Genomic DNA, 14,690 nt, shown 5'->3' with positions numbered 1-14,690 from the left:
TTACCTTTATTTCGGATGAAAGAGCTTAGTTAAGTTCGGTCAGCGTATCGCTGAGGCGTACCAACTCGTGGTCGTGGGAAGCCACCATGACAGCGATACCGTCGCTGGTGGTGTCCTTCAGGATTCCGATAATGCGGTTGGCCGCGGCACGGTCGAGGCTGGCTGTGGGCTCGTCCACTACCAGGACCCGGGTGCCCAGGATCAGTGCGCGTGCAATGGCCACGCGCTGGCGTTCGCCACCCGAGAGCTGGGCGGGACGGTGCCGCATCCGGCGGCCAAGCCCCACCAGGTCCAAAAGGTCCTTGGCCATTTCCGTGCGCTGTTCCACCTCGCCGTCGGGAACGGCAGGAAGCAGGACGTTCTCCAATGCGCTCATGCCATCGATCAGGGCACCGCCCTGGTCCACGTAACCGATGAGGGCACGACGACGGTCGGCAATTTCGTCGTCGCCCATCGTGTCCAGGGGGACGCCTTCCCAGAAGACCTTGCCCGACGTCGGCAGCGTCAGTCCGGCGCTGACCGTCAGGATACTGGTCTTGCCCGAACCGCTTCGGCCGGCGATGCAGTGCATCTCACCGGCGTGCAGCGTCAGGTTGAAGTCGTCTACGACGTCGACTTCTTCGGCTCCGCCTTTGTCGCCACCGTAGTGGATGGTGACGCGGCTCAGTTCCAGGGGCGTAGCGTGGTCCGCGGCCCGCACGATCGTGTTGGCGCGGGTCTGCAGCGACTCTTCGGGGGATTCCGGGGTGGCCGCCAGCTCGGGGTTGGGAGTCTCGGTCATTTGACTACTTTCGTTGCGATCGGAATCCAGCAAATAACGGCCAGCAACCCGGCCAGGCCGGCCCAGAGGGCCGCGTAGGGGGCAAGGAGCAGACCCAATCCCAGTGCGCCAAGGACGCCCAAAGGAAGAGCCACGGTGCCCACCAGTGCATTTTCGAAGAAGCGGACCTGTCCCAGCATGTCCGGGTTCCAGCCCATGGCACGCAGTGTGCCCAAGTACTCCCGCTTGGCATGGAGCTCAAAGCGGCCGGTCACAAGCGTCAGGAGAAGCCCAACCACCACGCCAAAGACGGCAAGGATCACGCTTGGAGCCGCAATGCTGGCAGCCGCAAGGCCACTCAGCGCACTGGCGCCTGCCGCACGGGGAATGTCGATCAGCAGGGCGATCAAGGCACCTACCGCGGCACCGAAGACCCCAACGGCCACAGCCAGCGAGATGGAGTTGAACCTGTTGGTGGTGAGCTGCCTGTTGGCGAACGTCAACGGGGAATCCACGGTAACCAGGCGTTCATCATGCTGCGGTTCCTGGTCAACCACGACGCGGTGGCGCAACTGCTGGGCGGCCAACAAAGCCGCTCCGATGTAAATGACCAGCATGGTCGCCGAGACGATCACGGTGGCAATGTTCCAGCTGAGGAGACTGAGGACCACTCCGGCAACCGTCAGCGCAGCAGCACCCACGGCGAACTCTTCAAGGACCCAGGACCGGATCCGCTTCTGGGTCCAACCCATGGCCCGCAGGATGCCGGCCTCGCTTCTCCGCTGGCGTATGTAGCTCACCGTTGAGGCACCGGTCAGGAGCGTGGCGCCCAACAGGGTCAGGAACAGGAGGGTGATGTTGGTTCCTGTCAGGGACCCGGAGACTGCGTCGGCAGCATCCTGGCGTACCCATGACTGCTGGACGGTGCCCAGGGGCGACTCCTTGCCGGCGTCGTCCTTGCTGTAGCCGGGAACAAAGATGTTGGCGTCTTCGCGGGCGGATCCAGCCACCACGGTGGCTTCGAGGCCGAGTTCGCGGATCTGGGTGGCGAGCTTCTCAACCTCGGGCTGGGCTGTCTTCCAGTTTCCCGCGGCGTTGGCACGGACGCGGACGGCGTCGATCACGTTGGCGTTGGAATCGTAACCACGGGCCGCGGCCAGGCCATAGTAGTCAGTGATGGCGCCGGCAGACTGGCTGACCAGGCCTGTAGCGCTCAAGGAAGGCTTCAGGGCCGTGCTTTGGACGTCCTTGCCGTTGGCGTCCTTGCTCAGTGTCATCGGGGCGGGGTCGTAGCCACCCAAAGGCAGCTTGTTGACGTCACCGGCTGCGGCTTGGACGGCGGCCGGATCAAAGGTGCCATAAACCATGGGCAAGGGGGCAGCGGGCTTCTTGCCCGTTTCGAGGTCTTCCCGGTACGACCGTTCGTCGACCGGTTTGCGCTGGGTCTGGTCCACAGGCGCTCCGAAGGAGGACTTCTCAGGCAAGCGGTTCACAGTGACCCAGTCCCCCGGCGTGGCGCTCTTGTCCGAAGCGCCGTTGGCGGCGTCCTCGCCGTCCTTGTACTTCGGCGCAGCTGCGAAAGCGGTGCTCCAGGTGGCCGGGTTGTACAAACCCTGGCTGAACGACGCCGTGCTGCCAAGCAGTTGGCTGTGGTCGGTGGAACCGGGCCACTCCAGGGCAAACGGGGACTTGGAAACGAACGGGAGGTAGTCCTTGTCCAAAGAACGGGTGACCGTGCCGACGTCCTTGACGACCTTGCCGCTTGCGTCAATTTCCTCGATCTTGACCGAGTACTGCAGGTCCAAGGAAGTACCCGTGCGCACGATCAGCGGGATCGCCTTGGAGTCGTTCGTCAGCAGGCCATCACGCTTGGCTTGCTGGTACTGCGTCATGAGCGGTGCCCAGTACTTGAGCTTGACGCCCAGGAAATCAGGGCCCTCCTCGAGCTGTTGCATGCTCAGGCCTGTGGTGAAGAGGCTCTCAAAGTGGCGTCCGATGGCTCCCGCGTCGCGGGCGTCCGCCGGGGGCGCCTTTTCAAGCGGCGCCAGGAAGTCGCCCGCTGAGCCCAGCAGGGCCCTTTCGGCAGCAGGATCGACGGCGACGACGGACTCAGTCACCTCAGGTGCCAGGGGAAGAGCGACAGAAAGGTTGAACAGGTTGTGCTCGGACCCGAGAGCCGGAGCCGGGAACTTGACGCCGGTCTCCCCCTCAGGACCGGCGATCCGGACGTTGCTGCCGCCGGCAGCCTGCTCCTGCACCAAGCGGCCCTTACCCAGGGTGCCCTCGGCACTGGTCTTGAAAAGAGTCTGCTGGTTGACTCCGTCAGAGCTGGTTGCCGATGCTGTCAGGCGGTACTTCTTCGGTGAATCGGACAACACGGACTCGGCCGCAGGCCACTTGCTTGAATCCATGGCGGAGGGGTCGCCCGCAGTGATAGCGCCGGCAAGGCCGGCGTTATATCCCAGGTAGTCCATCGCATTCAGCCGGGGGGCTTCCAGGTTCTGGGACACGCGCGAGACCAGGCTGATGGGAGCCGCTACGGCCGTCTGGCCCATGCCGCGGATTTTGTCCAGTTGATCAAAGCTGATGCCGCCCTGACCATTGGCAATCTCCGGCTGGATCAATGCACCGCCGTCGCCGTTCCGGGACTGATCCGGCTTTGCCTGGACCAGGATGTCGTAGAGTCCCCGCGAGTTCTCGTCCACTGTACGGTTCAGGGCTGCCTGTGACTGGCTCTGAACTAGGACGGACAAACACATGGCGACGATCAAAATGGCCGCGGTCAGCAGCAGCACACGGCTTCTGATGAACCTTTGGACGGCGTTCATTGGGCTCCCTGAGACCTTGATTGCGGGCGCGCACACATGGTCCGGCATTTTGCGAAAAACGCGGGAAATACCGGGCTGTATGTGCAAAAAGTTTGTGGCCGGCCTGCTGCCGGGTCCGAATCCCGGACCCAGCCATTGTAAGCAGACCGGCCACTCCTGCGTGCCTTAGGGTGTGTCGCAGGCACGCGAACATCAGCTGATACGGATCAGTCCTAGTCCTCCAGGTCCACTTCCCGGACCATGTCTGCACCGATCCCGGCCTTGATGGCTTCCAGGACCTGCTGCGGAACGGAGCTGTCGATGGTCAGGAGGGCAAGGACCTGCCCGCCCTCGGTCTGGCGTGCAACCTGCATGCCGCCGATGTTGATGTTATTCATGCCCAGGATGTGGCCAATGGTGCCGATAACGCCCGGGCGGTCTGCGTACGCCACGACCACCAGGTGTTCGCTGATGGGAATTTCAACGTCGTATCCGTTGACGCCCACGAGCTTCTCCACCTGCTTGGGGCCCGTCAGAGTTCCGGCAACAGAGATCTGCGAACCATCGCTGAGAGCTCCGCGGATCGTCAGGACATTGCGGTAGTCCTCAGCGTCCGGTGTGGTGATAAGGCGGGTGTTGATGCCGCGCTGCTCGGCGATGACAGGGGCGTTGACGTAGGAAACCTGCTCGGTGACCACATCAGCAAAAACGCCCTTCAGGGCAGCGAGTTCAAGGACCTTGACGTCAAGCGCAGCGATCTCGCCTGCCACCTCAACATCGATCTGCGTGAGGGAAGCATGGGTCAGGGCGGTGAAAATGCGCCCCAGCTTTTCGATCAGCGGGATGCCTGGACGGACGTCCGGTGCAATGACTCCCCCGGCGACGTTGACGGCGTCCGGCACGAGCTCGCCGGCCAAGGCAAGGCGCACCGACTTGGCCACGGAAACGCCTGCCTTTTCCTGTGCCTCATCCGTTGATGCTCCAAGGTGCGGAGTAACCACCACGTTGTCGAGCTCGAAGAACGGCAGGTCGGTGCTCGGCTCCTTGACGAAGACGTCCACGCCGGCACCAGCGATCTGGCCTTCCTTCAGTGCGGTGTAGAGGGCTTCCTCATCCACCAGTCCACCGCGGGCAACGTTGATGACGTACGCCGATTCCTTCATCTTCGCAAACGCATCCGCTCCCAGCATCCCCACCGTCTCCGGCGTCTTGGGCATGTGGATGGTGATGAAGTCGGAGTTTTCCAAAAGTTCATCGAGGGTGACCAGCTTGACGCCGAGCTGGGCTGCGCGCGCCGAGGTGATGTAGGGGTCGTACGCGAGGATCTCGGTCTCGAAGCCCTGAAGACGTGCCGCGACCAAGGCACCAATACGTCCGAGGCCAATGATGCCGATCTTCTTTTCGAAGAGTTCGATCCCGGTGTACTTGGAACGCTTCCACTCGCCGTTCTTCAACGCCGCGCTGGCCTGCGGAATGTGGCGGGCCAGGCTGAGGATGTGGCCCACAGTAAGCTCAGCGGCCGAGACGATGTTCGACGTCGGGGCATTAACCACCATGACGCCGGCCTGTGTTGCGGACTTGATGTCCACGTTATCCAGTCCGACGCCGGCACGGGCGATGATCTTGAGGTTCTTGGCAGCGGCGATCGCTTCGGCATCCACCTGGGTGGCCGAGCGAACCAGGATGGCGTCGACGTCGGCGATTGCGGACAGCAGCTGGGAACGGTCGGCGCCGTCGGTCTGGCGGATTTCAAAGTCCGGGCCCAATGCCTCGACGGTGGCGGGCGAAAGTTCCTCGGCGAGGAGGACGACGGGTTTGCTGGCTGACACGGGGTGGCACCTTACTTTGGACAACTTTGGGACAGAACTGGACAAGGAGCGGATGCGTGGCCCGGGCACGGCACCGGGACCAGCCCAGAATATCGAATCCGGGCTCTGTTTCCGGTGCCGGGGAGGGATGTTACGACCGGCCGGACCGTTGCTGTGAAGAAGTTCACAGCCAAGCTTGCTGAGTAACCGGAAGGGAAAAGTGTGGGGAAACAACGACGCCCGCCCGGTTGTGTAGGCCGGACGGGCGTCTGCTGCAGTTCTTGGGCCGTAGGGTCCAATCAACCGGAAATCAGCGGGCTGCGGAACCCTCGACGTAGTCGGCGTCCTGCTGCTGCCAGGAGAAGAGCGAACGCAGTTCACGTCCAACTTCCTCGATCGGGTGCTGCTCTGCCTTGGCACGCAACTCCTTGAACTCGACGCCGCCGTTGTCCTGGTCGTCGATAAAGCGCTTGGCGAAAGCACCGCTCTGGATGTCCGCGAGGACAGCCTTCATGTTTTCCTTCACCTCGGGGGTGATGACGCGGGGGCCGGAGACGTAGTCGCCGTACTCAGCGGTATCGGAAACGCTCCAGCGCTGCTTGGCGATGCCACCTTCCCACATGAGGTCCACGATGAGCTTGAGCTCGTGAAGTACCTCGAAGTAGGCGATCTGCGGCTGGTAGCCGGCTTCGGTCAGGGTTTCGAAGCCGTACTGGACGAGCTGGGAAACACCACCGCAAAGAACGGACTGCTCACCGAACAGATCGGTTTCGGTTTCTTCGGTGAAGGTGGTCTTGATGACGCCGGCGCGGGTGCCGCCGATGGCCTTGGCGTAGGACTTGGCCAGGTCCCAAGCGGCACCGGAAGCGTCCTGCTCAACAGCGATGATGTCCGGAATACCGCGGCCGGCTTCGAATTCACGACGGACGGTGTGGCCCGGAGCCTTCGGGGCGATCAGGATGACGTCGACGCCGGCAGGAGCCTCAATGTAGCCAAAGCGGATGTTGAAACCGTGTGCGAAGGCAAGCGCCTTGCCTTCGGTCAGCTTGTCCTTGATGGAGTCGTTGAAGATCGACCGCTGGTGCTGGTCCGGAGCCAGGATCATGATGACGTCTGCCCATTCGGCGGCGTCGGCAACGTTCTTGACCGTGAAGCCTGCGTCTTCTGCCTTGGCGGCCGACTTTGAGCCGTCCTTGAGTGCGATGACTACCTCGACGCCGGAATCGCGCAGGTTGAGGGCGTGGGCGTGGCCCTGGGAACCGTAGCCGACGATGGCTACCTTGCGGCCCTGGATGATCGACAGGTCTGCGTCGTCGTCGTAGAACATTTCAGTCACTTGCGTAACTCCTCTTGAGTGGTTTCTTAGATATTGATGGTGGTGCTGCGGTACTGGGCGCGTGCTCACGCGGAGCGGAGCGCCCTGTCACTCATGGAGCGGGATCCCCGTCCAACGGCCAAGGTGCCGGACTGCACTATTTCACGGATGCCGAACGGCTCCAGCACTGAAAGCAGCGCTGCGAGCTTCTCGGGGGTACCGGTTGCCTCAATCACCAACGAGTCTGTGGACACGTCGACGACGGCGGCACGGAACAGGTCTGCAGCCTGGGTAACCTGCAGACGTGTCGCGGCATCCGCACGTACCTTAACCAGGATGTGGTCGCGTTGTACGGAAGATTCAGAAGTGAGCTCCACAATCTTGATCACGTTGACCAACTTGTTGAGCTGCTTGGTGACCTGCTCGATCAGGTCGCCGTCGGCGTCGACGACGACAGTCATGCGGGACATGCCGGGAACCTCGGTGGGTCCCACAGCAAGGGAATTGATGTTGAATGCGCGCCGGGCGAACAGGCTGGCCACGCGGGTCAGCACGCCGGGCTTGTCTTCTACCAGAACCGACAGTGTGTGGCGGGTCATGCCTAGTCCTCCTCTTCCCATTCGGGGGTCATGTTGCGGGCAACCTGGATCTGGTCATTGCTGACCCCCGAGGGCACCATGGGCCAGACCATCGAGTTGGGGCTGACGACGAAATCGATCACCACTGGGCGGTCATTGATTTCGAGGGCCTTCTGGATGGTGGCGTCGATGTCCTCGTCACGCTCGCAGCGCAGGGCTGCGCAGCCGTAGGCGTCAGCCAGCTTGACGAAGTCCGGAATCCGGATGGTGTCGTGGCCTGTGTTCAGGTCCGTGTTTGAGTAGCGGCCTTCGTAGAACAGTGTCTGCCATTGGCGGACCATGCCCAGCGAGGAGTTGTTGATAATGGCGACCTTGATCGGGATGTTGTTGATGGCGCAGGTGGCCAGCTCCTGATTGGTCATCTGGAAGCAGCCGTCGCCGTCGATGGCCCAGACCACGCGGTCCGGCTCACCAACCTTTGCGCCCATGGCAGCCGGAACCGAGTATCCCATGGTTCCTGCACCGCCGGAGTTCAGCCACGCGTGGGGGCGCTCATACTTGATGAACTGTGCCGCCCACATCTGGTGCTGGCCAACGCCGGCAACGTAGATTCCTTCCGGACCCGTGAGCTCGCCGATGCGCTTAATCACGCGCTGGGGTGCAGTCAGGCCGTCCTCGGGCTCGGTCCAGCCCAGCGGGTAAGTGTCCCGGAGGTTGCCCAGGAAAGCCCACCAGGAATCCAGGTCGGGGGTTCCGCTCAGCTCGAACTGCGTCTTCACGGCCTCGGTCAGTTCCGGAATGATTTCCTTGACCGATCCCACAATCGGCACATCGGCGGTGCGGTTCTTGGAGATTTCCGCAGGGTCGATGTCGGCGTGGATGACCTTTGCGAACGGCGCGAACGTCTTCAGCACGCCGGTCACCCGGTCATCAAACCTGGCACCGAGCGTGATCAGCAGATCGGCCTGCTGGAGCGCGGTAACAGCGGACACGGATCCGTGCATGCCGGGCATGCCCACGTGCTGCGGGTGCGAGTCCGGGAATGCACCGCGTGCCATGAGGGTGGTGACGACAGGAGCGCCAGTTGCCAGGGCGAGCTCCATGAGCTCCGCCGAGGCGTGGCCCTTAACGACTCCACCACCGACGTAGAGGACAGGCTTGCGTGCTGCGGCGATCAGCTTGGCAGCTTCGCGAACCTGCTTGTTGTGTCCGCGGACCACCGGACGGTAGCCCGGCAGGTCCACCTTCGGCGGCCAGGAGAACGTCATCTGGCCAACTTGGGCGTCCTTGGCGATGTCCACCAGCACAGGGCCGGGACGGCCCGTGGAAGCGAGGTGGAACGCCTCGGCCATGACATGGGGAATGTCGTTGGGGTCGGTGACCAGGAACGAGTGTTTGGTGATGGGCATCGTGATGCCCACGATGTCCGCTTCCTGGAAGGCATCGGTGCCGATGACTCCACTGGAGACCTGGCCGGTGATGGCCACCATCGGCACGGAGTCCATGTGGGCATCCATGATGGCGGTAACGAGGTTGGTGGCGCCCGGGCCTGAGGTGGCGATGCAAACGCCAACCCGTCCGGTAACCATGGCGTAGCCTTGCGCGGCGTGGCCGGCTCCCTGTTCGTGACGGACCAGGATGTGGTTCATGCTGGAGGCCATCAAGGGGTCATAGGTGGGCAGGATCGCGCCACCGGGCAAACCGAAAATATCATCCACGCCGAGTTCTTCGAGCGAACGGACAATTGCTTGCGAGCCGGTCATCACCGTTGGGGGTACAACGTTGTTCGGCCCAAGTACAGGAGAGAGAGGTGCAGCAGCGTCGACGACGACGGCCTCAGCCGTGCGGTCGACCTTTTCCGGAGCTTTGTGGGCTCCAGCGGACTTTGCAGCCATCAGCGAGGGGCTGATCGGCGATCCTTTGCTCATCGGACTCTTCCTTAGTGGATCTTCATTGGTGGGACTTGGGAATAAAAAAACCCCTCAGCCTTCCGGCTCTTCGAGGGGTTTGCGCGTGACGGTTCGTTACCAGTCGGGCTAAGCCACGCGCTTGGTAAGGACGACGACGCCGACGGTAACGAATGTGATCATGCGTTCAGTGTTCCCTCTTAGGGAGATACGTGTCAATTGACGACTATCGTATCTCACTATTTGGACAGCGATGTCCGCCTGCCGGACTCCGACTGTCTCAAAACAATCGGAGCCCCCGGCAGGATTCAGCCGCAGTAAGCCCCAGTGGAGGCACTGTGGACCAGCTTGGCGTACTTGGCGAGGACACCCTTGGTGAACTTGGCCGGCATGGGCTCCCAGCCGACCTTGCGGGCTTCGAGCTCGGCTTCGTCGACCAAAAGGTCGAAGGAACGGGCCGCGATATCGACCCGGATCCTGTCCCCGTCCCTGACAAAGGCGATGGGACCGCCGTCGACCGCTTCCGGTGCGACATGGCCGATGCACAGGCCGGTGGTACCGCCCGAGAAGCGGCCATCGGTGAGCAGCAGGACATCCTTGCCCAGGCCGGCGCCCTTGATGGCTCCCGTAATGGCCAGCATCTCGCGCATGCCCGGACCGCCCTTGGGACCCTCGTAACGGATGACCACAACGTCGCCCTTGTTGATTTCGCCGTTGTCCAAGGCATTCAAGGCACCCTGTTCGCGCTCGAACACGCGGGCCGTGCCTTCAAAGACATCCGCGTCGAAGCCTGCGCTTTTCACGACGGCACCTTCCGGGGCCATCGAACCGTGGAGGATGGTGATGCCACCGGTCTTGTGTATCGGGTTGTCCAGGGCGCGGAGGATCTTGCCGTCGAGGTCCGGGGGGTTGATCGAGGCGAGGTTTTCGGCCAGCGTCTTGCCCGTGACCGTGAGGCAGTCACCGTGCAGCAGCCCGGCGTCGAGCAGTGCCTTCATGATGACCGGCACGCCACCGATCTTGTCCACATCGGTCATCACGTAGCGGCCGAATGGCTTGAGGTCACCCAGGTGCGGGATTTTGTCGCCGATGCGGTTGAAATCGTCCAGTGTCAGCTCGACCTCGGCCTCGCGGGCAATGGCCAGCAGGTGCAACACCGCGTTGGTGGAACCGCCAAAGGCCATGGTCACCGCAATCGCATTTTCGAAGGCCTTCTTGGTCATGATGTCGCGGGCGGTAATGCCCAGGCGCAACAGGTTGACGACAGCCTCGCCGGATTTCCGGGCAAAGTCGTCACGACGGCGGTCTGCCGAGGGCGGCGCTGCGGAACCCGGGAGTGACATGCCGAGGGCTTCGCCGATGCAAGCCATGGTGTTGGCTGTGTACATGCCGCCACACGCACCCTCGCCGGGACAGATGGCCTTTTCGATGCGGGTGAGGTCTTCCATGCTCATCTTGCCGGCCGCGCAGGCACCCACCGCTTCGAAAGCATCAATGAGGGTGACTTCCTTTTCGGAGCCGTCCTCCAGCTTCACCCAGCCCGGCATAATGGACCCGGCGTAAAGGAAGACCGAGGCGAGGTCCAGGCGGGCGGCAGCCATGAGCATTCCCGGAAGGGATTTGTCGCAGCCGGCCAGCAGCACGGAGCCGTCAATGCGCTCGGCCTGCATAACGGTCTCCACGGAGTCGGCAATGACTTCGCGGGAGACGAGGGAGAAGTGCATGCCTTCATGCCCCATCGAAATGCCGTCGGAAACGGAGATGGTGCCGAACTGCATGGGGAATCCGCCACCTGCGTGGACGCCTTCCTTGGCTCCCTGCGCCAGGCGGTTCAGCGAGAGGTTGCAGGGCGTGATCTCGTTCCAGGAACTGGCGACACCAATTTGCGGTTTGGCGAAGTCGTCGTCGCCCATGCCGACCGCGCGGAACATGCCGCGGGCGGGCGCCGCGTGGATGCCGTCGGTGACGACCCGGCTACGGGGCTTGATGTCCGGAGTGCTGTCTGTCGCATTGTGGGTGGTGTCACTCATGGAGCAAAGTCTATGTGCACCCGGTGCCGGAGCACGCCGTTCGCTCCCGGGTTAAGCGCCACCATCCAATTGTTGCGGACGTCCGCCGTCAGGCCCCGCCCGCTCCCCGGGCGACGGGAGCGGACCCGTCGAGTTCCCTGGCAAGAGCGGCCGCTTCACTTTCGAGCATGTCGAGGACGCCCCTGATGGTGGTGCGGGCAGCAACTTCCTGGCGCGCCAACGCCACAATGCTCCTGCTCGCCTTAACATCCGCGAGCGGGCGGAGCACCAGGCCCTTACGGGCGCTCGCCCTGGCCGTGTACCGCGGCAGCAGGCAGATTCCGTGGCCTGCGCCCACCAACGCCTCCAAGACCCGGAGGTCGGGATAGCGTTGGCCCCTTTGGGCAGGTCGCCCCGCATGCAGCTCGATCTGGCGAAGGACCGTATCGAAGGGAAACCCTTCGGGCACGCCTATCCAGGGAAAATCGATGACATCGTCCGGGCGCAGCTCGTTGCGGGCAGCCAAGGGATGCCCGGCAGGCATGGCCACGTCCAGGGCCTCTTCCAGGAGCGGCACTACGGTGAGCCCGCTCCGGGCGAACACGTCCGGCCCATCCACGCTGTGGGCAAGCACAATATCGTAGTCAGCTACCAAGGGGGCGAAATGGGCCGTCCCGGGGTCCTCGAAGTGGGCATCGAAGGCCAGCCCTTCCACCGCTGCCACACGGTGAAGCACGCCAGGCAGCAGCATCTCGGCGGCACTGGGGAAGAAGGCAACGGACACCCGTGCCTGCCAGCCCTTCCTGTAACTGTCCACGGTGGACTCCGCCCTTGCCATGGCCGTGGCTATATCAGCGGCAGCGGCGGCCATGGCTTGCCCCGCTTCGGTCAGTTGCACACCGCGTCCGACTTTCTCCACCAGGACAACCCCGATTTCGGCCTGCAATGTCTTCAACTGCTGCGAGACCGCCGAAGCCGTGACATTCATGGCGTCCGCTGTGGCGCCAACACTTTGCCGGTCCGCCAATTCACGCAAAATCTGCAGCCTTTTGAAGTCCATGCAGCCAGACTAGGCGACCTGCGGGAATTCGGAGACCGTGAACATAAAGGCCATAATCACTAAGGAGACTGACAAATTTGGGTAAACCAGCAGGTCAAACGCTGGACAGCCCAAAGGCGGACACGTAACGTCGGAAATACCACGAGCTGCACCCCTGTGAGCAGAAGGGCATCCGCCATGGATTGGTTAATTTGGGTCATTGTCATTGTTTTGGTCGTCGCGATTATTTGGTGGCTCATGAGCCGCAACAAGGCGCCGGATTCAACCCCCACCCGGACCGGGGCAACAACAGCCCCAGCGGCCATGGAGCCGGGAAACCGGGGGGCCATCCCCGATACCGCAGCAGCAGCCGCGGGCGTGGCAGGTTTGGCAGGCGTAACGAACCTGGGCACCACAGCTGCCGAGGGCAGCGGGCCTACCCGCGAGGAACCTACGGCCGAGGAACCTGACGTCGTGGCGGAACATGACGTCATGGCGGAACCTGAGGTGGCCGAGGAAGCTGTGGTCGTCGAGGATTCGTCCTCCGCCGGTTCGTCGGACATCCAGCAGGACCAGACTCCCGGCCTCACGGTGGAGGAGCCGGTTGTTGCCGCGCCTGTTGTGGATGAGCCCACGGTGAGCGAACCCAAGGTGGACATCGAACCCAGGGTGGACATCGAACCGGTGGTGGATACGGACGTTCAGGTGGATAGGGACGCCGTAGTTGATACAGACGCGGCGGTGAATACGGACCCGGCAGTCGATCCTTCCGTGGCCGGCGGCAGCCACGCCGACAAAGAAGCCGACAATGCCGAGTGGGAATCATCGTGGACGGATGAGAGCGGGGCGCCCGTGCATCACCACGAGTACACGGACTCCCACTCCCCCACCCTGCCGGGCGCCGAAAGTGCAGCGGCGGAAGAAGCGGTTCCTTCAGGGCACCTGGCAGTTGAGCATCCTTACGGGACGGGATCCTCGAGCTCGCCGGGCGACGGCTACCCGGTGAAGGCGAGTGCTTCTGCCATGACCTATCACGATGAAGATACGGCTGGCTACGAAGACGTTGCCGCGGATGTCTGGTTCGAATCCGCGGCGCATGCGGAAGCTGCAGGCTTCCGGCCTCCCCGGCGAAGCCGGCATTAGCGGGCGCGCCCTGCCTTGTTCCGGCGGCAGCGGGCAGGACAGGACCGTCCACCAGCAGGCGGGCGGGCGGGACTGGCGTGTGCCATCGCCACGGTCCTTGTCCTGACCGCCTGCACCGGCAACCCGTCGTCGCCCGGTTCAGCTGCGACTCCCGGTGGCAGCGGCGGCCCGGTGTCGCACGAAGCTCCCAAGGGCCTCCGGGTGGAGCAAAAGCTCGACGTCGGATTGCAGCTGCCGTGGTCGGTCATCTTCCTGCCGGGCGGCACAGCGCTGGTCTCCGAACGCGATTCAGGCATGATCAAGAGCATCCGTCAAGGCAAGGCAGCCACCGTTGGCCAATTACCGGGCGTGGTCCCTGGCGGGGAGGGCGGACTCCTGGGGCTCGCGCTGTCCCCCACGTTCGCATCCGATCACTGGCTGTACGCCTACCTGACAGCCACCAGCGACAACCGGATTGTGCGGGTCCGGCTCAAGGGCGATGCGGACGGCAGCTTGGCTCTGGGCGAAACAGAGGTGATTTTCTCCGGAATCCCCAAGGCGTCCACACACAACGGTGGCCGCATCCGGTTCGGCCCGGACGGGCTCCTGTACGTTGGCACCGGTGACTCCCAGCGGCGTGACCAGCCACAGGATCCCAGCACCCTCGGGGGAAAGATCCTTCGCCTGACACCGGATGGCCGGCCGGCACGCGGAAACCCCTTCGGCGATGACAACCCCGTCTACAGCTACGGACACAGAAACGTCCAGGGCCTGGCGTGGGACAGCGGAGGGCGGCTCTGGGCCAGCGAGTTTGGGCCCGATGTAGACGACGAGCTAAACCTGATTACCCCTGGCGGCAACTACGGGTGGCCAACAGTAACCGGAGCACCAGGACGGAAAGGCTTCATCGACGCCAAGGTGGTCTGGCCGTCAACATCGGATGCCTCACCCAGCGGGTTGGAGATACTGGACGACGTCGCCTACACGGGCGCACTCCGCGGGCAGCGGTTATGGGCCATTCCCCTCGAAGGCGAAGCGACGGGCGCGCCTGTGGCCTATTTCACAGGAGAATACGGGCGCTTGAGGGACGTCGCCGGCGCTCCGGATGGGACCTTGTGGGTCATCAGCAACAACAAGAACCCCGATTTTGCGCTGATTTTGAGGCCTTGACCCCGGGGCAAACCTCCAGGTGGTCCTCGATTTCACACCGACGGGCAAATCGTGTAGAGTTACTTGTCGTTGCGGAGATCGCCGGGGAAAACAAAGCCCAGTGCGATCGAAGACAACAGATGCACCTCTAGCTCAACTGGCAGAGCAATTGACTCTTAATCAATGGGTTCCGGGT

The 14,690-nt window shown here is 63.1% G+C and carries 10 protein-coding genes; 2 read left to right on the top strand and 8 right to left on the bottom strand.

All coding sequences use genetic code 11. The annotated features are described in order from the left end of the window. Positions 1 to 25: 25 nt before the first annotated feature. The 8 genes from QRM57_RS14195 to QRM57_RS14160 form a co-directional block, all read right to left on the bottom strand. A complete protein-coding gene (locus tag QRM57_RS14195) occupies positions 26 to 781 on the bottom strand; it encodes an ABC transporter ATP-binding protein (protein WP_235521537.1) in 756 nt (251 codons plus the stop codon). After that, complete coding sequence (locus QRM57_RS14190) at positions 778 to 3,588, bottom strand: ABC transporter permease (protein ID WP_284987088.1); 2,811 nt, start codon at positions 3,586 to 3,588, stop codon at positions 778 to 780. The genes QRM57_RS14195 and QRM57_RS14190 overlap by 4 nt, the downstream gene beginning before the upstream one ends. A 212-nt stretch (positions 3,589 to 3,800) precedes the next feature. Further along, positions 3,801 to 5,396, bottom strand: coding sequence for a phosphoglycerate dehydrogenase (gene serA, locus QRM57_RS14185; RefSeq protein ID WP_211711613.1), 1,596 nt, complete (start codon positions 5,394 to 5,396; stop codon positions 3,801 to 3,803). Positions 5,397 to 5,685: 289 nt separating this feature from the next. Next, positions 5,686 to 6,711 (bottom strand): ketol-acid reductoisomerase, encoded by a 1,026-nt coding sequence (ilvC, locus tag QRM57_RS14180; protein ID WP_235521540.1) that lies wholly within the window; start codon positions 6,709 to 6,711, stop codon positions 5,686 to 5,688. A gap of 65 nt (positions 6,712 to 6,776) precedes the next feature. Further along, the gene (ilvN, locus tag QRM57_RS14175) at positions 6,777 to 7,289 is read right to left on the bottom strand and encodes an acetolactate synthase small subunit (protein WP_021470923.1); all 513 of its coding nucleotides are present in this window, start codon (positions 7,287 to 7,289) and stop codon (positions 6,777 to 6,779) included. A 2-nt stretch (positions 7,290 to 7,291) separates the two neighbouring features. Further along, on the bottom strand, positions 7,292 to 9,196 hold the full coding sequence (locus QRM57_RS14170; protein ID WP_284987087.1) for an acetolactate synthase large subunit: 1,905 nt from the start codon (positions 9,194 to 9,196) through the stop codon (positions 7,292 to 7,294). A gap of 287 nt (positions 9,197 to 9,483) precedes the next feature. Then, a complete protein-coding gene (gene ilvD / locus QRM57_RS14165; protein ID WP_235521542.1) occupies positions 9,484 to 11,205 on the bottom strand; it encodes a dihydroxy-acid dehydratase in 1,722 nt (573 codons plus the stop codon). An 88-nt stretch (positions 11,206 to 11,293) separates the two neighbouring features. Further along, positions 11,294 to 12,244 (bottom strand): LysR family transcriptional regulator, encoded by a 951-nt coding sequence (locus QRM57_RS14160; protein ID WP_284987086.1) that lies wholly within the window; start codon positions 12,242 to 12,244, stop codon positions 11,294 to 11,296. A 177-nt stretch (positions 12,245 to 12,421) separates the two neighbouring features. On the opposite strand from QRM57_RS14160, the gene QRM57_RS14155 reads away from it, so the two are divergent. Then, entirely contained in the window at positions 12,422 to 13,366 is a 945-nt protein-coding gene (locus QRM57_RS14155) for a sunset domain-containing protein (protein WP_284987085.1), read from the top strand. A gap of 15 nt (positions 13,367 to 13,381) precedes the next feature. After that, positions 13,382 to 14,515 carry a PQQ-dependent sugar dehydrogenase gene (locus tag QRM57_RS14150; RefSeq protein ID WP_284987084.1) on the top strand — a complete coding sequence of 378 codons (1,134 nt, stop codon included), beginning with the start codon at positions 13,382 to 13,384 and terminating at the stop codon, positions 14,513 to 14,515. Positions 14,516 to 14,690 lie beyond the last annotated feature (175 nt).

It is taken from the genome of Arthrobacter sp. fls2-241-R2A-172 (assembly GCF_030208885.1).
Lineage (GTDB): Bacteria > Actinomycetota > Actinomycetes > Actinomycetales > Micrococcaceae > Arthrobacter.
Note: the sequence above shows the minus strand (reverse complement) of the source record. Positions and strands in the feature narration are given on the sequence as shown.

Bases quoted from the DNA above. Each gene is read 5' to 3' on its own strand.
- QRM57_RS14195 (WP_235521537.1), bottom strand. From the start codon at position 781: ATGACCGAGACTCCCAACCCCGAGCTGGCGGCCACCCCGGAATCCCCC.
- QRM57_RS14190 (WP_284987088.1), bottom strand. From the start codon at position 3,588: ATGAACGCCGTCCAAAGGTTCATCAGAAGCCGTGTGCTGCTGCTGACC.
- ilvN (WP_021470923.1), bottom strand. From the start codon at position 7,289: ATGACCCGCCACACACTGTCGGTTCTGGTAGAAGACAAGCCCGGCGTG.
- QRM57_RS14170 (WP_284987087.1), bottom strand. From the start codon at position 9,196: ATGAGCAAAGGATCGCCGATCAGCCCCTCGCTGATGGCTGCAAAGTCC.
- ilvD (WP_235521542.1), bottom strand. From the start codon at position 11,205: ATGAGTGACACCACCCACAATGCGACAGACAGCACTCCGGACATCAAG.
- QRM57_RS14160 (WP_284987086.1), bottom strand. From the start codon at position 12,244: ATGGACTTCAAAAGGCTGCAGATTTTGCGTGAATTGGCGGACCGGCAA.
- QRM57_RS14155 (WP_284987085.1), top strand. From the start codon at position 12,422: ATGGATTGGTTAATTTGGGTCATTGTCATTGTTTTGGTCGTCGCGATT.